Origin of the sequence: Neobacillus terrisolis, assembly GCF_051233475.1 — a bacterium.
Lineage (GTDB): Bacteria > Bacillota > Bacilli > Bacillales > Cytobacillaceae > Bacillus_BU.
The window spans coordinates 291,660-311,082 of the sequence record NZ_JBKFGH010000004.1; the positions used below are offsets into that span (position 1 = coordinate 291,660).

19 protein-coding genes and 1 tRNA gene are annotated in these 19,423 nt (G+C 38.8%); 14 read left to right on the plus strand and 6 right to left on the minus strand.

Going from position 1 to position 19,423, the window contains the following annotated elements; genetic code table 11:
* The first annotated feature begins 9 nt into the window (after positions 1 to 9).
* The 7 genes from fabI to spoVIF all read left to right on the plus strand — a co-directional run bounded on the left by fabI (position 10) and on the right by spoVIF (position 4,136).
* Positions 10 to 786 carry an enoyl-ACP reductase FabI gene (gene fabI, locus ACI48O_RS03495; RefSeq protein ID WP_435560319.1) on the plus strand — a complete coding sequence of 259 codons (777 nt, stop codon included), beginning with the start codon at positions 10 to 12 and terminating at the stop codon, positions 784 to 786.
* A gap of 350 nt (positions 787 to 1,136) precedes the next feature.
* Positions 1,137 to 1,628 carry a sporulation protein gene (locus tag ACI48O_RS03500; RefSeq protein WP_435560320.1) on the plus strand — a complete coding sequence of 164 codons (492 nt, stop codon included), beginning with the start codon at positions 1,137 to 1,139 and terminating at the stop codon, positions 1,626 to 1,628.
* A gap of 15 nt (positions 1,629 to 1,643) precedes the next feature.
* Positions 1,644 to 2,126, plus strand: coding sequence for a stage V sporulation protein AC (gene spoVAC / locus ACI48O_RS03505; RefSeq protein WP_435560321.1), 483 nt, complete (start codon positions 1,644 to 1,646; stop codon positions 2,124 to 2,126).
* Positions 2,127 to 3,143 carry a stage V sporulation protein AD gene (gene spoVAD, locus ACI48O_RS03510; RefSeq protein ID WP_435560322.1) on the plus strand — a complete coding sequence of 339 codons (1,017 nt, stop codon included), beginning with the start codon at positions 2,127 to 2,129 and terminating at the stop codon, positions 3,141 to 3,143.
* Between the two features lie 21 nt (positions 3,144 to 3,164).
* Positions 3,165 to 3,521 carry a stage V sporulation protein AE gene (gene spoVAE / locus ACI48O_RS03515; protein ID WP_435560323.1) on the plus strand — a complete coding sequence of 119 codons (357 nt, stop codon included), beginning with the start codon at positions 3,165 to 3,167 and terminating at the stop codon, positions 3,519 to 3,521.
* Between the two features lie 97 nt (positions 3,522 to 3,618).
* On the plus strand, positions 3,619 to 3,747 hold the full coding sequence (locus ACI48O_RS03520) for a YjcZ family sporulation protein (RefSeq protein WP_435560324.1): 129 nt from the start codon (positions 3,619 to 3,621) through the stop codon (positions 3,745 to 3,747).
* A gap of 134 nt (positions 3,748 to 3,881) precedes the next feature.
* Positions 3,882 to 4,136, plus strand: a complete 255-nt coding sequence (gene spoVIF, locus ACI48O_RS03525; protein ID WP_435560325.1) for a sporulation-specific transcription regulator SpoVIF — start codon at positions 3,882 to 3,884, stop codon at positions 4,134 to 4,136.
* 90 nt (positions 4,137 to 4,226) lie between these two features.
* Here the strand turns inward: spoVIF and ACI48O_RS03530 are convergent, their stop codons facing one another.
* The 3 genes from ACI48O_RS03530 to ACI48O_RS03540 form a co-directional block, all read right to left on the minus strand.
* Positions 4,227 to 6,524: a UvrD-helicase domain-containing protein gene (locus ACI48O_RS03530; protein WP_435560326.1), complete on the minus strand. Its 2,298-nt coding sequence runs from the start codon at positions 6,522 to 6,524 to the stop codon at positions 4,227 to 4,229.
* Between the two features lie 172 nt (positions 6,525 to 6,696).
* Positions 6,697 to 7,215 carry a YjcG family protein gene (locus ACI48O_RS03535; RefSeq protein ID WP_435560327.1) on the minus strand — a complete coding sequence of 173 codons (519 nt, stop codon included), beginning with the start codon at positions 7,213 to 7,215 and terminating at the stop codon, positions 6,697 to 6,699.
* Between the two features lie 165 nt (positions 7,216 to 7,380).
* Complete coding sequence (locus ACI48O_RS03540) at positions 7,381 to 8,121, minus strand: alpha/beta hydrolase (RefSeq protein WP_435560328.1); 741 nt, start codon at positions 8,119 to 8,121, stop codon at positions 7,381 to 7,383.
* A 263-nt stretch (positions 8,122 to 8,384) separates the two neighbouring features.
* Between ACI48O_RS03540 and ACI48O_RS03545 the strand changes: the two genes are divergently transcribed.
* From ACI48O_RS03545 to ACI48O_RS03555, 3 genes are all read left to right on the plus strand, one after another.
* Positions 8,385 to 8,456, plus strand: a tRNA-Val gene (locus ACI48O_RS03545).
* A gap of 296 nt (positions 8,457 to 8,752) precedes the next feature.
* Complete coding sequence (locus ACI48O_RS03550; protein ID WP_435560329.1) at positions 8,753 to 9,922, plus strand: sulfite reductase subunit alpha; 1,170 nt, start codon at positions 8,753 to 8,755, stop codon at positions 9,920 to 9,922.
* Positions 9,923 to 10,134: 212 nt separating this feature from the next.
* A complete protein-coding gene (locus tag ACI48O_RS03555; RefSeq protein ID WP_435560330.1) occupies positions 10,135 to 12,042 on the plus strand; it encodes an Ig-like domain-containing protein in 1,908 nt (635 codons plus the stop codon).
* A 304-nt stretch (positions 12,043 to 12,346) separates the two neighbouring features.
* On the opposite strand, the gene ACI48O_RS03560 is transcribed toward ACI48O_RS03555, so the two are convergent.
* The 3 genes from ACI48O_RS03560 to ACI48O_RS03570 form a co-directional block, all read right to left on the minus strand.
* Positions 12,347 to 13,174 (minus strand): response regulator transcription factor, encoded by an 828-nt coding sequence (locus tag ACI48O_RS03560; RefSeq protein ID WP_435560331.1) that lies wholly within the window; start codon positions 13,172 to 13,174, stop codon positions 12,347 to 12,349.
* Positions 13,175 to 13,176: 2 nt separating this feature from the next.
* Complete coding sequence (locus ACI48O_RS03565) at positions 13,177 to 14,370, minus strand: sensor histidine kinase (protein WP_435560332.1); 1,194 nt, start codon at positions 14,368 to 14,370, stop codon at positions 13,177 to 13,179.
* Between the two features lie 299 nt (positions 14,371 to 14,669).
* Entirely contained in the window at positions 14,670 to 15,812 is a 1,143-nt protein-coding gene (locus ACI48O_RS03570) for a 1-propanol dehydrogenase PduQ (protein ID WP_435560416.1), read from the minus strand.
* A 393-nt stretch (positions 15,813 to 16,205) separates the two neighbouring features.
* Here ACI48O_RS03570 and ACI48O_RS03575 point away from each other — a divergent pair, with 393 nt between their 5' ends.
* The 4 genes from ACI48O_RS03575 (at position 16,206) to ACI48O_RS03590 (ending at position 19,412) form a co-directional block, all read left to right on the plus strand.
* Positions 16,206 to 17,123: a choline/ethanolamine kinase family protein gene (locus tag ACI48O_RS03575; protein ID WP_435560333.1), complete on the plus strand. Its 918-nt coding sequence runs from the start codon at positions 16,206 to 16,208 to the stop codon at positions 17,121 to 17,123.
* 507 nt (positions 17,124 to 17,630) lie between these two features.
* Positions 17,631 to 18,749 carry an EamA family transporter gene (locus ACI48O_RS03580; RefSeq protein ID WP_435560334.1) on the plus strand — a complete coding sequence of 373 codons (1,119 nt, stop codon included), beginning with the start codon at positions 17,631 to 17,633 and terminating at the stop codon, positions 18,747 to 18,749.
* 45 nt (positions 18,750 to 18,794) lie between these two features.
* Complete coding sequence (locus ACI48O_RS03585) at positions 18,795 to 19,061, plus strand: hypothetical protein (protein WP_435560335.1); 267 nt, start codon at positions 18,795 to 18,797, stop codon at positions 19,059 to 19,061.
* Between the two features lie 54 nt (positions 19,062 to 19,115).
* The gene (locus tag ACI48O_RS03590) at positions 19,116 to 19,412 is read left to right on the plus strand and encodes a BMC domain-containing protein (protein WP_435560336.1); all 297 of its coding nucleotides are present in this window, start codon (positions 19,116 to 19,118) and stop codon (positions 19,410 to 19,412) included.
* The last annotated feature ends 11 nt before the right edge of the window (positions 19,413 to 19,423 follow it).

Consider the following 19,423-nt stretch of genomic DNA (forward strand, 5'->3'; position numbering starts at 1 on the left):
GGGTAATTGATGACTCTTTCTTTGTCCGGAAAAACGTATGTAGTAATGGGAGTAGCAAATAAAAGAAGTATTGCATGGGGAATCGCTCGTTCTTTGCATCAAGCGGGAGCCAGATTAGTCTTTACATATGCAGGTGAGAGATTAGAAAAGAGTGTTAGAGAACTAGCTGACACGCTTGAGGGTGGAAATTCCCTAGTCTTACCTTGCGATATTACAGTAGATGAAGAAATCGCAAAATGCTTTGCGCAAATTAAGGAAGAAGTAGGCACGATTCATGGCATCGCGCACTGTATTGCTTTCGCAAACAAGGAAGAGCTTGAAGGCGACTATATGAACACAACTCGTGACGGTTTCCTTTTAGCGCACAACATTAGTTCATATTCTTTAACAGCTGTTGCGAAGGAAGCAAAAGGGCTCATGACAGAGGGCGGCAGCATTATCACGCTTACTTATCTAGGCGGCGAGCGCGTATTGCCGAATTACAATGTAATGGGTGTCGCTAAGGCTTCACTTGAAGCAAGTGTCCGCTATTTAGCAAGTGACTTAGGTAAAGACGGAATCCGTATAAATTCTATCTCTGCTGGTCCAATCCGTACGCTTTCTGCAAAAGGAATTGGTGACTTCAACCTAATCCTAAAACATATCGAAGAACGCGCTCCACTTCGTCGTGCAACAACTCCAGAAGAAGTTGGCGATACAGCAGTATTCTTATTCAGTGACATGTCTCGCGGAATCACTGGAGAAAATATTCACGTTGATTCAGGTTACCATACTATCGCTTTATAATATGATTTTCCCGAACCCAAGCTGGTCATCAGCTTGGGTTTTTTTATGTTTTAGGAAATTATAGAATTCAAAGCTGTGGATAACTATTCCACGGTTAGACTCGTCCAGCTCCAGCGCCCAGCTCCTAGTGGACTTCGCCCACCTCCCTACGATAAGTCAACATCGAATCGCTATCGCTCTTCGTGTTTCCTTTATCTCAGTCGATGTGCTCCAGTCCTGTCGTGAGCTACCCGGGCGCTTGCGCTTTTGTTCTTTGCGCTTCGAGATTTTTAAAATGATTCATAAATATCCCTTTATAAGTAAAAAATAAACATTGTCCATTAAATGATTCAAGTAGGAAGTGAAGCTTAATGAGAAAAAACATGTATTGCAAATATTTTTATTGGTTTACGGCGGCAATTATTTCTATCCTATTAGTTGGATGTACGGATTACTCTGAGCAGGACACAAAAGTTGCACTTATTAAGACGATTGATGAAAGTCCGTCCATTTTTGATGAAGATGAACAAGAAGAGGATATGGAAACGCTAGAAAAGGTAAAAAAAGAAATTCTTGCTGAAGAACCTGTCTATGATGTAGCCGTTGTTAAGGGGAAAAAACAAATTGTAGCAGCCTATAAGGTTAAGCATATGCACAGGTTTAGAATGAAGCAGATCGAAAAAGATATTAATAAAATGCTTGAAAAAAAATTTCCCAAAGAGGATTTTATCATCTCTAGTGATTATAAAATTTTTCTTGAAGTCATTGAATTGATCAATGACGAAAAAGATCCAAAGTACTCAGAAGAAAAAGCGAATAAAAAGCTACAAAAAATTATTAAATTGCAGAAGGAATTGACTTAAAAGGGGAAGATCAACATGGGAAAAAAACAGCAGATGCAAAAGCTTACACCCCAACAAGTACAATATCAGCAGCTACAGCAGAAGTATGAAACGAAGCGGCCAGTGGTTAAGAACTGCATAAAGGCCTTTTTTGCCGGTGGTGTTATTTGTTTAATTGGTCAAGCTTTAAGCTATTTTTATATTTACTTTTTTAACTTTACTGAACAAACTGCCGGAAACCCAACGGTTGCTACAATGGTCTTCTTATCGATGCTATTAACTGGTTTTGGTGTATATGATCATATTGCTCAATTTGCCGGGGCAGGTAGTGCTGTGCCTGTTACAGGATTTGGCAATGCTGTAATATCAGCAGCGATTGAGCATCGGACTGAGGGCTTTGTACTTGGGGTCGGAGGAAATATGTTTAAGCTTGCCGGCTCGGTTATTTTATTTGGAGTTTTTTCGGCTTTTGTTGTTGCGTTAATCAAAACGCTTCTTAAAATATGGGGGGTTTTGTAAATGCGAAAAGGATTGCAGAGCTGGGTATTTGAAAAGCGGCCATCGATCATTTCCACAGGAGTTTCTGGCGGACCGTTTGAGGCAAACGGGAGATTGGCGAATGATTTTGATTATCTTCATGAGGATCTTTGGATGGGGCAGGACTCCTATGAAAAGGCGCACCGACTGTTAATCGAAGAAGCGGTTGAAACGGCTTTAAAAAAATGCAATATGGAAAAGGATGCGCTGCAGTTTTTTATTGCAGGAGATCTAATTAATCAAATTACTCCAACTAGCTTTGCTGCAAGGACCTTTCAGGTACCCTATATGGGATTGTTTGGAGCCTGTTCTACTTCGATGGAAGGACTGGCGATATCTTCCTTTCTAGTCAATTACAAAGGAGCAGATTACATTCTAACCGGTGCATCAAGTCATAATGCAGCGGTAGAAAAACAATTCCGTTATCCTACAGAATACGGCGGCCAGAAGCCGCCGACTGCTCAGTGGACCGTTACCGGTGCCGGAGTGGCCATAGTTACCCATCATACAGGAAAAGAGCACCACCCTTATACAACCTCTGCGACGATTGGAAAGGTGGTTGATATGGGATTGTCCGACCCGTTTAATATGGGGGGAGCAATGGCTCCGGCTGCAGCGGATACGATTGCTGCTCATTTTCGTGACCTACAGCGTTCTCCAGATTATTATGACTTAATTGTTACGGGGGATTTGGGCAGAATTGGTCACGAAACAGCCTTGGATTTACTTAATAAAAATGGGATCAAACTTTCAGAGGAGCAATTTAAGGATTGCGGATTGCTGATTTATAACGATGATCAGCCTGTTCTGGCTGGGGCAAGCGGGGCGGGCTGCTCAGCAACCGTATTATACGGTCATCTATTAAATGAAATGAAAAAGGGCACTTACAAAAAAATATTAGTAGTGGCAACAGGGGCGCTGCTATCCCCGATATCATTTCAACAAAAAGAAACGATCCCATGTATCGCCCATGCAGTCTCAATCGAAATAGGAGAGTAATCATGAAGGGAGGAACCTGTTATGCTGGCGATGTTTTTCTGGGCTTTCGTGATTGGGGGATTAATTTGCGTCATTGGTCAGCTGTTATTTGATGTTGCAAAATTAACACCCGGTCATACTTTAAGTTTACTGGTTGTGATTGGAGCAGTTTTAGATGGATTTGGGCTGTATGAACCGCTAGTGGACTTTGCGGGAGCGGGAGCAACCATTCCGATTACCAGCTTTGGAAATTCATTAGTTCATGGTGCCCTGCAAGAAGCGGAACAGCACGGCATTGTTGGGGTATTAACAGGAATGTTTGAGGTGACGAGTTCCGGAATTTCTGCAGCCATCATTTTTGGTTTTATTGGTGCTTTATTGTTTAAGCCGAAAGGATAATATTGCAGTGTTTTGATTTTTTTAGACCGCGCCTATACCATTTTTCCTTCTCTAACATATGTTATAAATGAGCAAAGGAAAAGTGAGGTGACAATCAATGGGCTTTGGACATTGTGGATACGGCTACGGCGGATACGGTTATGGTGGATACGGCGGATCAACTTTCGTTCTAATCGTCGTATTATTCATCTTGTTGATTATTGTAGGCGCTAGCTTCTATAGCTAATCATTGCTAGCAAAACAAGAAGGGGTTGACTCCTGAAACGAGTCAACCTCTTTACTTGTTGTTTTGGGTTTCACCATTTCAAGCCTTTTTTCATACTATAAAAAGGAGCTAAGAAGGAGGCGTGGTGGTACAACATGGATAATGGTTTCTTTAAAAATGTTGAAAAGAAAACTGGTGTCAATATGAAGGATATTCTTGATTTAGCCAATTCATTGCAGAATGCTAATTTCAAGGATGAAAGAACGGTTCGAGGCGTAATCCGAAAGGTGTCACAAATTGCAAACAAACCGGTCTCAAGAGAGATGGAGGATAAGATCGTCCAGTCTATTATAAAAGACGGTAAACAATTAGACTTTAATACAATTTCGAAAATGATCAATAAAAAATAGGTTCCGAGAATAAAGTATAGGGGCTCTCCAAACCCAATCATAGCCTAGGACGAATCAAGGTCAAAAGGCGATATGGGCGGAGGAAGCCCCTTATTTTAATGTTGATAAAAAACGAGAAGAATGGGCTTTTTTTCCGCGAATTCGTTCGGGAATGGATAAAAATAACTCATCCTTAGCTCTTGTAACAGCTACATAAAGGAGTCTTCGTTCTTCTTCTAACGGTGAAGCATCTCCATTACGAAGCGATTCTAATGCATAATCATGCGGAATCATTCCATCCACTGTGCCAATTACATAAACCGTGTTATACTCCAATCCTTTAGAGCGGTGGATTGTACTTAATGTAACCGCCTCTTTTTGCTGCTTCGAAATTAGCTTCATTTCTTTGTTCATGGCTTTCATATGATCTGTGTGCTCAAGGAACTCAACGATACTCGTAAAGTTTTTTGCGGCAACCTTTAAATCCCGAATATCATCGGAGCCCTTATCTAACTGGTTCCCTTCGTTGCCGCGTTTTTTTACAAAATCCTGAAAACCGAGTTCTTTTTCCACCGTTTCAATGGCGACAGTCGGTGTTAACGCAGACAAACTGCGCAGGATTGGAACAAGCTTCTTCAGTTTCTTTGCCTGGAAGGCATAGGCTGTTTTCAAAATTGCTAGAGATTCAAGCATAGAGCAATCATTTAAAATACTTTCTGCTTTTATATCCTGCAAAGCATTTTGTCTAATAAAAAGGGCCGGGAGCACATCTTTTACCGCATGCTGGTCATCTTCATTCACACTTAATCGTAAAAAGGCAAGCATTCCTTTAACAATAAAACGCTCATAAAAGGACTCGATATCCTGGTCAATTTTAAATGGAATACTGGAATTTACGAGTCGCTCAAACATAGCCCGGCTTGCAGTATTAGTCCGGAACAAAATGGCAAAGTCACTCGGCTTTTTCCCGTTCGTAATTTTTTCCTGGATATCACTTAAAATCATTATAGCCTCTTCCTCTTCATCATAAGGATAGAAACTAATCGGAGATTGAGAACTTGTATGCTGTGCATTCATTCTTTTGTGACGGCGCCGCTTATTTTCCATGATGATCTGATTGGCGACGGCAACAATTTCATGGTTGGATCGGTAGTTTTGATCAAGAATGACAAGCTTAGCATTCGGGAAATCGCGTTCGAAATCTAATAAATAGGACGGGTCACTGCCTCGGAACGCATAAATGCTTTGGTCATCATCGCCTACCGCACAAACATTTTTTGTTTTTCCCGATAGCATTTTAATGATTTCGTATTGAACCTTATTAATATCCTGAAATTCATCGATTAAAAAATAGCGGAATCGGTTTTGATAGAGTTCAAGAATTGAAGTGTCTTGCCGGAATAATTGGTAGCACCCAATTAGCATATCATCGAAGTCGAAAAGCTGATGCTCTTGCAGGGACTTTGTATAATGCTGATATAAAAAGGCGACTTTCTCTTCCCACTTGTCTTGTGGCTTTATCGTTTCAGGCCATTCCAAATTATTTTTCCAATAGCTGATTTTTTGGAGGGCAAGATCATAGGAAAATTCTTTTTCATCAAGATCGAGCTTCTTGCCTGCTTCCTTTAGAATCTGCTCCTTCTGCCAATCTTTCTTCAATAAATTCCGAGAATCCCATTTTTCACGATCATGAAAGGAGAGAATCCGGTAAAAGATGCTGTGAAATGTACCGGTCACAAGCTGATTTATTTGTGGAACAGAAAGATTAGGGTAGAGGGAGAGTCGTTCCTTCATCTCAGCAGCAGCTTTGGCAGTGAAGGTAACAAGCATAATTGAATTTGGACTAATTTTCTTTTCTTGAAGCATAAAGGCTGTTCGGGCCGTCAATACTCTTGTTTTGCCACTCCCAGCCCCGGCAAGAACGAGGAGAGGGCCTTCAGTATTGGTAACGGCATCTGCTTGACTTTTATCGAGCTGGAATCCATGTTGATCAAGTTCATGTAAATAAGCATGCTCAAGCTCCGTTTTATACGTTGGGGTTGGAGCAAACGGAAGGTCGATTTTTAATGGCCGTGTTCTTTTCTTTATTGTCCGACGTGCTTTTTGGGGTTCCATAGTTTGGATGGAACGGGATACGGGAATGCGAAAACCATTTCGTTCAATCGTAGTTTCTTCCACTATTGGAGCTGCAACTTCCTTTGCTATGGGAGCATCCGCACATTTTTGAAGGGTAGGCAGCATGTGATAGAAATGTGGTTCATCCATTATTCCCAAGTATAACCGGACCTTTTCAGTGCAGCATGGGCAAGTTAGTTCCCCTTTTTTTCCTGCTTCATAAAGCTTTTGGAATTCTTCGCGGTTAGTTGTATCTAAATGAATTGATTTATTATCATAAATGGCACTTTTCATAGGGGTATCCTCTTTTTACTAGAAAGGTTAATGTATAGATTTGCTTTACAGTGGTTGTTCTAAAAAAATCATACAAAGCTTATCATAACAAACTTTTCTAAGAAGCTAAAGACAGAAAAGTTGGCAAAGAAAAAAGCCCATCAAAAGATTAGGCTTTGTTTCGTTACAAACATTACTCTTTATCCTCGCCTAGTCGGTAGGTTTCGTATACAGTCCATGAATCATTTTCAAGCTGATAGAGCAGATGAAAACGATCGATTATTTCCTCATGCTCCATTTGCATCATTCTTAAGGAACCATAAACATCTGAATGCTCATCATCTGAAAGCTTTTGGCCGATGGTAATATGAGGAACAAAGCTATACTCCGGTTTCTCGCCAAAGAAATCGGTGTGAAGTTCGTGATAAAGCAGTTCTAACTCTTCTGTTTGATCAATTTTAAAATAAATGACATTATTAACAGGTTTGAAAGAGCTGACTTTTAATACTTTAAGTGAGAATGGCCGTGAATTTTTGGCAATCTGCTTGATTTTTTTGGTGATCTCGTTTATTTGATATTCGTCGGCTTCAAAAGGAGCCTTCAATGTTATATGTGGAGAGATTAATGCATAATGAGGGTCATATCTTTTTCGGTAAGAATTGGCTAAATCCTGCAATTTTTTCGAGGGAAATATCGCAACACCAAATTTCATATCACTACCTCCAGTTCGTTACTTAAAAAGCGGTTCGTCTTAGGCTAAATTCGAACAGTTATTAAAAAAAGCATGAAAAAAGCAGATTCTTATATATAAAGCGTTTTCATAATGATAATTATAACAAAATTCTTAAATGAATCCTATCCGTTCCCGAATGTAGAATCAGGTGGCAGGTTGATTCGAAAATAAGTATTTTAGGGCTCGTTTTACATCCTGCTGCCAAAACGTCCAAGTATGGTCACCATTGAATTCTTGATAGAAATAAGGAAAGCCTTTTTCCTTAAGCAGTCCCGAAAGAACCCGATTTGGTTCAATGAAATTTTCTTGTTGGCCTCTTGTCGTTTTGACAGATGTTTCTTCCGTTCCTATAACATGATAGATCTGGAGGATTGGAGTCCCGCTGAACTGTTTAACTGTCGATAGTAACGTATCATGGGCATAGGGGGACTGCAATGCAACTTTTCCAAATGTATGTGGATAGGTAAGTGCAGCCATGAATGAAATATACCCGGCTAATGAATCCCCAATCAAGGCTCTGCCCAGACCCATTTGATAAGTAGGAAATTCTTTATCTATAAACGGTACAAGCTCTTGGACTAGAAATTGAAGGTAGGAAGTCATTTTCGATCCGGCTGGATGGTACTTTTCGAGGCGGTCTTTTCCATTTTTATAAGGAATTCCTACGATGATGACTCTTTCGATTTCATTGTGATACAGAAGTTCCTCGGTGAATGCTGTTATCCTGCCGAGCTGGAAATAGTCTGCACCGTCTTGAGCAATTAATACATGATATTTATAAAGAGGTGAGTACGATGCCGGTAAGTAGACAAGAAAATTCACTTCTTCTCCAAGCTTGTTACTATAAATTGAGTAATCCTGAACGGAGCCTCTAGGATAATCCAATGATATTCCCCCTAAAGTGATGATGATTAGCTGCAGCGTTTATGAAAGATTTTATCACAATTGTATATAGATATTGAAGAATCCTATGCATCAATGAAGCGGTTCATGCCAAGTTTTCCAGAAAAATGTTGACATAATTATTAATATGAATATAATTAGAAATATACTTTTTAAAACATTATTATACGATCTGTTAGCCAGCTGGAGATTATCACCTTGACAGGGTGGGGGTCTTAGCTTAATATCACCATATAAAATATTACGACTTGTTAGCTCAGTGGGAGAGCACTTCCTTGACAGGGAAGGGGTCGGGGGTTCAAGTCCCTCACAGGTCATCATCTAATCCTAACATCATTTTGATGTTAGGATTTTTTCGTGTTTTAGAAATCTATCTGCAAGTAACAAATCAAAGTTAGTTTCTTTTATTTCAATATTTTCATTAGTCGTGGTACATTATAAAAAGGGAAATATAGGTGAAACGCTATTTGCACAAAAAAATAAAAAAATTATTATTAAAATGACTAATGCTTTATTTATAGAACATATGTAAAATAAGAATGTATGCGGTTACTATAAAAAGCCGAAAATTTCTGACTCCGTCAGATTAATAGATTACTTTTTTGAGGTGAAGATGATGCAAGAAACTATTACAAATGAAAAAACTACTTCAGCACCATATTCAAGAACAAATCCATTTCATGCAAAAGTACTTAAAAATGTGAACTTAAATAAAGATGGCTCTAGTAAAGAAACAAGACATATCGAGTTTTCCTTAGAAGGATCAGGTCTTTCCTATGTCGCTGGTGATGCTTTAGGGATTATTCCCGAAAATGATCCGGAACTTGTGGCTGCCCTGATTGAGGAAATGAATTGGAACCCTGAGGAAGAAGTTATTATTAATAAGCAAGGTGAGACGCTTCCATTAAAAGAAGCGTTAACAACATATTTTGAAATTACACTACTATCGAAAAAGGTATTGCAGCAAGCAGCTGAATTAACTGAAAGTGAACAGCTGCAAAAGCTGTTGTTAGTGGAAAATGCTAACGAATTAAAAGAATATTGCAATGGGCGAGATTTACTTGATATGTTACAGGATTTTGGACCGTGGAACGGCTCTCCTCAAGAATTTGTATCTATGTTAAGAAAAATGACACCGCGCCTATATTCCATTGCAAGCAGCATCAATGCTCACCCAGGTGAAGTTCATCTAACAATCGGTGCTGTAAGATATACAACTCATGGCCGTGACCGAAAAGGGGTTTGTTCTGTTTTAATTGCGGACCGTATTCAAGAAGGAGATACACTTCCGGTATTTGTTCAGCCAAATAAGCACTTCCATCTGCCTGAGTCTGTTGATAAAGATATCATCATGGTGGGTCCTGGGACAGGCATTGCACCATTCCGTTCCTTTATTGAAGATCGCGCTGTAACGAAAGCAACCGGCAGAACTTGGCTATTTTTCGGAGATCAGCATGCTGCAACGGATTTCCTTTATCAAGAAGAATTAGAACAATATCAACAAGTTGGTGTTGTGACAAAATTAGATACAGCATGGTCTCGTGATACAGACAAAAAGGTATATGTACAGCACAAACTACTTGAAAACAGCAAAGAATTATTTAATTGGCTTGATAACGGAGCATACTTCTATATTTGTGGAGATAAGGAACGTATGGCCAAAGATGTCCATAACACGCTTATTGAGGTTATTGCAAAAGAAGGTTCAATGTCACAAGAGGAAGCCGAAGCATATTTGAATGATATGAAAAAGCAAGGACGCTATCAACGTGATGTCTATTAAGATAAAATAGTGTTAATTTAAAGAGAGTGTCTTTTCCGAAATACTTAGGGGGACAACCCTCACTGGTTATCTAAAAAAACTTGTTAACGTTGAGTTAACAAGTTTTTTGTATTGGGTTACCTTTTTTATCCAAATTCTAGTAATCCAGTAATCTATCATGATAGAATGGACTATAACTATATTGATAATTAAACAGGCAGGAGAAAAAAGGAATGAAATTAAGCATACTGAAAGTAGGACTGTTAACTTGTTTAATGCTCTTGGGGTGGTCGTATAAAGAGGTATCTGCAGAGGCGACTTGGCCGACTAAATGTCCACAAGTCCAACCGAATCAAAATCCCTCTTTTCAACACATGAGCTGCTTATTAACGAATGCGGCCTTAGAAGGAAATATTCCTCCTGAGGTAGTTAAAGCTGTGGCTATGCAAGAAAGTGGTTGGAGACAATTTGGTGAGAATGGTCTGCCGATTATTTCACAAGATGGTGGGATCGGTCTCATGCAAATTACCAATCAACCAGACTATGACCAAGAAAAGCTAAAATACGATATTTATTATAATATCCAAGCAGGCGTCGAAATTCTTAACAAGATGTATAATCGAACTGACCTTCCTAAAATAAAAGGTTTAGGACGAGAAGTGATTGAAAATTGGTATTTCTCAGTAATGGCTTATAATGGAACAAAGCCTGTAAACAGTCCGCTTTATCAGGCAGATGGAAGTAAAAATACGTATGCTTATCAAGAAAAAGTCTTTAATCTTCTTGAACAAGGCAGTTTCTTAGAGGGGATTAACTTAGCGCAGTTCCCATTCAGTACAGACGACTTTGACTATCAACCAAACAGCGACGAGAATATTGTATTTAAAAAGCTGGAATATATCCTTACTGATCAGATGCATTCTTCTAATTACTATTTCCGGACGGGTGATAAGGTATATGTTACAAAGGATAGTGTGAATTTTAGATCACTTCCTAGTAGTTCTTCTTCCATTTTGAGTGTGTTAGCCAAAAGTACTACCTTAGTTATAAATGGGGATTTGGTATATGACCAAAATGTTGACAGGGAAAACCAATTCGTCTGGTACCCAGTCAAAACGGAAGATGGAAAACTAGCAGGATATATTTCTTCTGCTTATATAATGAAAAAGCTAGATAACCCTAAAGTGATGCCAGTGGATGATAATGATGTTATTATAACTGGTAATGCTTCTAGTAATGCAACGGTACAAATAATGAACGGAACGGTGCTGACTGGCAGTAATGTAGCGGATGCAAACGGTTATTTCGAGGTTGGAATTCCTGTTCAAAAGGCAGGGACACAACTGACTATAGTCTATAAGCATCAACTAAATCAGCTTAGCCCTTCTACAACAATAACGGTATTAGATAAAACAGCTCCTTCTGCACCAAGTGTCAACACGGTAAATAACAAGGCGACTAAAGTTACAGGTAAAACAGAAGCCTATGCAACCGTAACAGTGACAATCGCCGGAAAAACATATAGCTTCAAAGCGAATGAGTTCGGAAGCTATTCGGTAACAATACCGGTACAAAATTCAGGAACAAGTATATCGGTCACAGCCAAGGACAGTGCAGGTAATATAAGTCCGGCAAGAGTAGTTAAAGTGGTAAGAGTAGCTCCGAATATGCCAAGTGTGAACACGGTGAACAATAAAGCGACAACGGTAACCGGTAAAACGGAAGCCTATGCAACCGTGACCGTGACCATTGCTGGGAAAACATATAGTAAAAAAGCGGATGGATACGGAAATTACAAAGTATCAATACCAGTACAAAATACTGGGACAAGTTTATCGATAACAGCAAAAGACAGCGCGGGTAATGTAAGCGTGGCAAGAATTGTAAAAGTGGTAAGAGTAGCTCCGAATATGCCTACTGTGAATACAGTCAGATACTATTCAACAACCGTAACAGGAAAAACAGAGAAATATGCCACAGTTACAGTAAAAATCGGGACAAAGATTTATACAGCAAAAGCTAATGCTTATGGTGATTATAAAGTGTATATACCGAAGCAACCGGTAGGAACAAAACTATATGTCAATGCGAAAGATGCACAAGGACAAGTAAGCGCAACAAAAGTAGTAACTGTGTCGTAATAATCACTTAATAAATAGGCTGTGTTAAAGAACAATGTTGATTTTTGAACACTTGTTGATTGGAGCGGAAGGTGCGAGACTCCTGCGGGAGAAGGTGTCACGGGAGACCCCACAGGCGCTTGCGCCGAGGAGGCTCCCGGACTCCCCCGCGGAAAGGGAGCACCTCTCGCTGCAATCAACAGCCAAATTTAACACAGCCAATAAAAAAGTACCCTGTAAGAGACACAAAAAAAGTCTTCCTACAGGGTACTTCTTATATAATGAAAAAACCAAATTCGGCTGCAATAAAATTCCCCACCTAAACTTAAACCTGGAGGTGGGGAGTGTTATTCATATTAACATCAACATTAATCATGCAGGTTGAATCATTCTGTTTTAATGTTTGGGCGTATTTCCGATACATTTTGGGAGTCATGTTCATTTTTGCACAAAATACCCTGTTAAAATAAGATGGGTCCGAGAAGCCGCATTCATATGAAATTCGGTAAGCTTGGTAATTGGTTGTTTCCAATAATCTGCACGCGTATTCCATTCTTAGTTGATTAATATAATCTGTAAAAGCGACACCCATCTCTTTTTTAAAAACATGGCTAAAATACTTAGGATTCACAAACACCTTAGAAGCAACCATTTCTAAGGTTAATTTTTCCTTGAAATGCTCTTTTATAAATTTTATCGATTCCTCAATAAAGTACTGTCGATCGTCCTTGTTTTCTAGGCTCAATTCCTTAGGTTTATCCTCGAAGTTTACACCCCTGTTGGATGACGCTTCCATCATTTTGTGGAATACCTCTTTGAAAGCAGAAGGTTTTACAGGCTTTAATAGATATTCGAAGACCTGAAGACTAATGGCTTTTTGTGCATACGAAAAGTCTGAGTAAGCGGATAAAATGGAGATACATGAGTTAGGAAGAAATTTCCTTATCTCCTGAATTGCTGACAGTCCGTCTAATTCTGAAATCATTAAATCCATGATAATAATATTTGGTCGATACTGCTTTGCAAGTTGAATGGCCTGAACTCCGCTTTCGCAAGTCAGTACCGTATCTTCTGGAAGAAGCTCGTCGCGGACAACAATGGAAAGGAACTCTCGTTCAAGTGGCTCATCTTCTACAATTAATACAACGTTCATAGCTAACACCTCCCAATAAGTTGGGTGGGAATCTTGATGGTTACCGTGCTACCGCTAAAATCAGATTTTACGATTTCCAACCCATAACATTCACCATAATACCGTTTTAAGCGATTGTTTGTACTCCGAAACCCGAGCCCGGACTTATTATCGCACTTTTGAATTTTATCTAATACTTCCTTAGGGAAACCGTTTCCATTATCCGCAATAGAAATGGTGATAACCTCTTTGGATTCTTCCGCAAAAATACTAATTTTGCCTCCATCACGCTTCGGGGTAATCCCGTGAATAAGTGCGTTCTCAACAATAGGCTGGATTACCATGTTAGGGATTCTGAAAGACTTAATTTTCTCTGACACATCGATGGTATATTCCAAACGATTTTTAAATCGTGCCTTTTGTATGTATAGATATTTCTCGATGTTGTCGATTTCAGAAGCGATCGTATGAAGCTTATCTTCCTGTTTTAAGTTATATCGCAATAAATCAGAAAGACAGTAGATTAGTTCCTCGGTTGTATGAGAATGCTCAAAATACGCAATTCGGGCAATACAGTTCAAGGTATTGAACAAAAAATGCGGATTGATTACGAGTGACATGTTTTTCGCTTCTAGGTCAATAATCTTTTTTTCTAATATTTCCTTCTCAATGGATAACCTTGCCACATCTGAATCAACATGACTGATGCTTTCAGATAGGTCAATTGAGATATTCTTGGCAATGTGTCCGCATAATTGCTCATGAATTTTTATTTTATTTGATTCTACGGTTTTCAGACAGGAGATAGACTTAGCAATAAACTCCAATTCTGCATTTTTGTTATTTTTTAAAGACTGAACATCAATCATAAATTTTTGATATTCGGTATCCTGCGAATATACTTGCATCCCAGCGATATATCCTACAGTCTCATCCTGGACTTTAATAGGCAACAAGATATTTAAGAGTCCATATTGGCAGACAAAGCTCCCTTCCTCGGCTGATGCGAATCGGCTTTTGTAGTCGGGGCATACATGGTCTCCTCTTTCTTGACAAATATGGGTACAAAAATTAGGAGAAGGAATTAATTCAAGTAAAATATCTCCGTTTGTATCTACCAAAAATAAGGGGATATCTGACAGGGATAAGATCCCGCTATAGCGGGCATATATATTGGAAGCTATTAATTTATTTAGAGGGATAGCGGTATTCTTCATCCTACTAGTACACCTTTCCGGCATGCAATTGATAACTAGAAAAAGAGTTAATTCGGCTGGAAAGCTTCAAATCGTGCAGAAGGCTTTTTTTGCTATTCTAATATAGAATAAAAAAATTGTAAATGACATGTGTCACCTTTAAACTATTCATTTAGCCTTGTCAAAGGCTGTCTTTTTATTGAGTAGGGGAGCAATGAATAATTTAGAGAAAAAATAAACCTCCTCGTTGAAATAACAACGGGGAGGTTATCCTCTGGATTATCAAAGCATGTTAAAATCTAAATTTTATTGCGAGTTTCCTAATAACATTTTTGATAAATATGAATCAAATCTTCCTTTTCAGGCTGTCTAGGGTTGGTTGGGGTACATCGATCAAGCATTGCGGTTTCTGCCATTTGTCCCAAAGCGTTATCGAATTCGGCTTGATCAACTCCTAGTGTCTTGAAATTATCTTCTATCCCCAGTGATTTTTTAAGTTTGCTTATAGCCGCCATGAAATTGATGGTTCCTTCACGGCGTGTTCTGGCTGGAAGGTCAAGCATTGTGGCCAATTTGGCGTATCTCTCTGCAGCATGACTACTTGCGCTCCCATTTATGTCGGCATTGAATTCAATCACAGCATTAAGCAAAAGTGCATTGCAGCGGCCATGTGGTATGTGAAAAGCTCCTCCCATCGCATGGGCAAGACTATGAGTGATGCCAAGACCCGCATTTGTAAAGGCCATTCCTGCCATACAGGAAGCATTGTGGACACGATCTCGCGCAAAGGAATTCTTTGTATCTTTGTATACATCTTCTAGATTTTCAAAAAGCAGCTTAATCGCTTTTTCAGCAAGGGCATCAGTAAAGTCGGTCGCTTTTGTGGAAACATAGGCCTCGATTGCATGAACTAAAACATCAATTCCCGTATCTGCCACAACGCGCTGGGGAACATTTTGAATGCAAGTAGAATCCAGGATGGCGATGTCTGGTGCAATAAATTCATCGATAATGACTACCTTTTCTCCTTCTGAAGTCACTACAGAAAAATCGGTTACTTCGGAGCCGGTTCCACTAGTGGATGGGATCGCGATAAACAGTGGTTTTTTTATTTCAGTACCTTCAGCGCTATTGAATTTCTGTACAAAATAAAGGATCGCTTTCGCTGTATCGATAGCGGAGCCTCCACCAAGTGCAACAAGGACATCTGCGCCACTTTCCGTATAAAGCTTTAACCCGTCTGCAATTAACGTTACATCCGGATCTGGGCGAACCCCAGTAAAAGCTGTTGAGCTGATCCCCGCTTCATTTAGATAATCTGCTGCTTCCTTTAAATACCCTAGTGATTCCATAATCGGATCTGAGACAATAAATGCACGGGTACCTGTAGTCTTTTTAAGAAGCTGCAGGGATTGGCTGTTAGAGTAAACCTTGGTTTTTAGGATAAACTTGTCTTCTATGATTTTTCCCTCCCATTCTCCATTTAAACCTTTTTGCCATTTTAAATAGTTTTTTAGTTATGATTTTCATTGAGCTATTTAATCTTGCTATTCATTAAAATATTGCATTTGAATGATATCATACAAAATAATCAATTAATGGAAGATTCGCCATATAGTTGTAGGATTAAAGTATTGGATTAAAATTCAATATTGCACTTAATCTCTATTCTTGAAAAATAGTTATTTCATTGTTTAAACTTAACTATATTTTGAAAGGTTAGTTGTATTATAGATGAAAGTGAAACTGTATCTAGATATGAAGCCTTTCATTGTTTATCTGGAATTTTCTTGATATAATAAATTATTAAATTATGTACGAGCGAGGACATAAAAGAGCATTGGTGGAATTGATAGATGAAAATGGAAGAAATAGTACAGAAAAAACTACGCCTCATTTTCAAAGATGATAGCATACTTTTTGATAAATCCCGTTTTGCAGGCGGCCTAACCAATTACAATTACATAATGAATATCAAGGGAGCAGAATATGTTATCCGTCAACCTGGTGGTATGACTAATCAGATGATTGACCGAAAAATTGAAAAGGCTAACAATCATCTCGCTTCGGAACTCGGTTTGAATTCTGAATGTATATATTTTGATGAAATCAGCGGAATCAAAATCAGTGCGTACATTAAAAATAGTAAATGCGTTGCTCAAGCCGATCCATACCATCCCTCAAACTTGAGTGCAGTTTCTAGCCTGATGAAAGAAATCCATTCCAGCCCAAAACATTTTCCTAATTCCTTCAATTGGAAAACAGAGTTGAATAAGTATGAGAAGATTGTCAAAGAACTCAAAGGTGATTTTTTCTTTGACTATGCTGTTTTGAAAAAGGATTTACAAGATTTCGAGGAAAAAAATATAAAAAATACATTGTCTCTCCCTTGTCATAATGACACAGTGCCTGAAAACTTCATCATCGATGATACCGGGAGAGCTTATCTAATAGATTGGGAATACTCAGGAATGAACGATCCCAGTTGGGATGTTGCAGGGTATATTCTTGAATCCAAACTGACCGAAGAATCGATACAATATTTTGTCTTAGATTACTATGGTCAATTACCGACCTCAGATGAAGTATTAAAAATAAAATGCAATATGCTAGCCCAGGATTTACTTTGGACGGTTTGGGCCTTGATTAGGCATTATAATGGTGACGATTTTCTCGACTACTGTCTTTTCAGGTATGAACGTTTTCGGAAAAATATCCAGGCAATCACTGAGTACCCCAGCTATTCCATTGCCGATATGGTGAAATTTAGATAATTGGGGTCAACATCCTCCTGCCAGGAAACGTGATTACTAAATATAACTTCCTAAAAAAATAAGCTAATTCAAAAAGCCGCTTTGAACAATCAAGGCGTCTTTTTTTTACCTTAATGGAAATAATCCAGTATAACATTTGTAATTCCTGAGATTAAATTCACTAAAAATCCAACTTAAAAAACGAGTATTGCATAAGTGCAAAAAAAAGTAACGATTGTACAATAACGTACAAAAACTAAAGGAAATTATACCAGTAAAATAATCCGCTATATACCATAATAAAATTCTTAGTTCGATTATGATTAATGTGTACAAAGAAGGTTTAACAATAAATAAATTAAAGGTCCGATTCCTAATAGTTATTTTTGAAGAAGATGTATTACCAAGTAAAGATAAATTTTTAGCTGATTAGAATCGCAGTAGTTCTGCGGCAAACTACCATTAAAAATTTATTTTTATTGATAATATATTAAAAAAGTAAAAATTAAAAGAAAGGAAGTTTTGCTTATGAAGGAAGTGACAGGAGGGCCTAGTGCTTCTGCAGTAGCTGCTAAAAACAGGTTATCTTCACAATTTTTTAAAAAAGGTATCATAATTGCTTTATTCTCAGGTCTTATGTATGGATTCTACTCCGCGTTCATGACATTGGGTATGTCTAAAGGTGTTTGGGTTGATTGGTATGGGGTTAACACAGCAGCTTTATCCGCCTTTGCCATCACCTATTTACTGGGTGCACTAGGAAGTGCGGTAAATGATACATGTAGCGCAGGATGGGCCTTGCTGAATGTAGGTGTAAAAGGCAAACTTGGAGATTTCTATAGGACGTTAAAAACGAAACCAGGTCAAGTAATGATTTTAGCAGCTCTTGTTGGAGGTCCTATTTCCAGCACGGCATATGTGGTTGGTCTCCAAATGGCGGGTTCAATTGTTATTCCGATCACTGCCCTTTGTCCGGCAATTGGGGCTATTTTAGGTAGGATTTTATTCAAACAAAAATTAAACAAGCGGATGATGCTTGGGATTGCCATTTGTGTACTGGCAAGTTTCTTGATTGGTAGCACAAGCATTGGCGGAGATGCACCAGAAGGTATGTTCTTGGGGATTTGTATCGCCTTTATTGCAGCTCTTGGTTGGGGCTTTGAAGGTTGTGTAGCTGGTTACGGTACATCGATGATTGACTCTGAAATAGGAATTACAATTCGTCAAGTAATTTCAGGTCTTTCAAACTTGATTATCCTCGTTCCTATCTTTTCGATGATGGCTGGTGATGTATTCCTTGCGACTGACCTTGCTACACAGGCATTTACAAGTGGTTCTGCGATGATTTGGTTTGCTCTAGCTGGATTTTGCGCATTTGTTTCCTATATGAGCTGGTATAAGGGAAACAGTATGTGTGGTGCGGCTCTCGGTATGGCTTGTAATGGCACTTATTCATTCTGGGGACCATTCTGTTGCTGGATCATTCTAGGTGTGTTTGCTGGTATGGATGGTTGGAGCTTACCTCCTATCGTGTGGATAGCTGCTGTCATAATGGTTTTTGGTATCTTGGTAATCGCGATGAATCCGTTGGACTTATTTAGAAAAAAAGGAAATCAAGAGTCAGTAGAACAAACAAAGGTAAGCTAAAAAACACTATCATTTTAAATCCCCAAAAAAAGGAGGATGACTTTTATGAAACCGCTTAACTACGCTATTTTAAAGCATTTTACAAAAGTTAAAGAAGCTTGTGCTGAAGATGTTATTGAAGCATTAAAAAGCGAATATGGTCATTTTAAAGCGCTTAATAGAAAGGATGTAATCGCGGCCTTAATGACAGCTGAAGCGAACGGTCTTCTAGAAGAAACAAGATTTGAAATGGACCAGTCAGATGTTCTTAGAATTTACTACCATGCACACGAGGAAGGTGCAAATACGATTAATAAATACATTAAGGACTAAACATTTTTTGAATCTTTAATGGATATTTTATCGAGCAGAGGGGGTGGAAATACAATGAGGTATCGAGGAGAAGAAGCATTAGGGCTTGTTGAAACAGTCGGCATGGTACCAGCCATTGAGGCAGCGGATAAAATGTTGAAGGCGGCTAATGTTGAGCTAGTATCATACGAAAATGTAGGCTCCACGCTTGTAACCGTTATGGTAAAGGGTGATGTTGCTGCTGTAAGAGCATCTGTAGAAGCTGGAGCTGAAGCAGCTGCTGCAATAGGAAAGTTAACCGCAAAAAATGTGATGCCACGTCCAATTAAAAGTGTTGGTGACATCGTTTCTATATACGATATTGATAAATAAAATAGGAAAAG

Coding starts and splice junctions, on each gene's coding strand:
- fabI (WP_435560319.1), top strand. CDS start 10: ATGACTCTTTCTTTGTCCGGAAAAACGTATGTAGTAATGGGAGTAGCA.
- ACI48O_RS03500 (WP_435560320.1), top strand. CDS start 1,137: ATGAGAAAAAACATGTATTGCAAATATTTTTATTGGTTTACGGCGGCA.
- spoVAC (WP_435560321.1), top strand. CDS start 1,644: ATGGGAAAAAAACAGCAGATGCAAAAGCTTACACCCCAACAAGTACAA.
- spoVAD (WP_435560322.1), top strand. CDS start 2,127: ATGCGAAAAGGATTGCAGAGCTGGGTATTTGAAAAGCGGCCATCGATC.
- spoVAE (WP_435560323.1), top strand. CDS start 3,165: ATGCTGGCGATGTTTTTCTGGGCTTTCGTGATTGGGGGATTAATTTGC.
- ACI48O_RS03520 (WP_435560324.1), top strand. CDS start 3,619: ATGGGCTTTGGACATTGTGGATACGGCTACGGCGGATACGGTTATGGT.
- spoVIF (WP_435560325.1), top strand. CDS start 3,882: ATGGATAATGGTTTCTTTAAAAATGTTGAAAAGAAAACTGGTGTCAAT.
- ACI48O_RS03530 (WP_435560326.1), bottom strand. CDS start 6,524: ATGAAAAGTGCCATTTATGATAATAAATCAATTCATTTAGATACAACT.
- ACI48O_RS03535 (WP_435560327.1), bottom strand. CDS start 7,215: ATGAAATTTGGTGTTGCGATATTTCCCTCGAAAAAATTGCAGGATTTA.
- ACI48O_RS03550 (WP_435560329.1), top strand. CDS start 8,753: ATGATGCAAGAAACTATTACAAATGAAAAAACTACTTCAGCACCATAT.
- ACI48O_RS03555 (WP_435560330.1), top strand. CDS start 10,135: ATGAAATTAAGCATACTGAAAGTAGGACTGTTAACTTGTTTAATGCTC.
- ACI48O_RS03560 (WP_435560331.1), bottom strand. CDS start 13,174: ATGAACGTTGTATTAATTGTAGAAGATGAGCCACTTGAACGAGAGTTC.
- ACI48O_RS03565 (WP_435560332.1), bottom strand. CDS start 14,370: ATGAAGAATACCGCTATCCCTCTAAATAAATTAATAGCTTCCAATATA.
- ACI48O_RS03575 (WP_435560333.1), top strand. CDS start 16,206: ATGAAAATGGAAGAAATAGTACAGAAAAAACTACGCCTCATTTTCAAA.
- ACI48O_RS03580 (WP_435560334.1), top strand. CDS start 17,631: ATGAAGGAAGTGACAGGAGGGCCTAGTGCTTCTGCAGTAGCTGCTAAA.
- ACI48O_RS03585 (WP_435560335.1), top strand. CDS start 18,795: ATGAAACCGCTTAACTACGCTATTTTAAAGCATTTTACAAAAGTTAAA.
- ACI48O_RS03590 (WP_435560336.1), top strand. CDS start 19,116: ATGAGGTATCGAGGAGAAGAAGCATTAGGGCTTGTTGAAACAGTCGGC.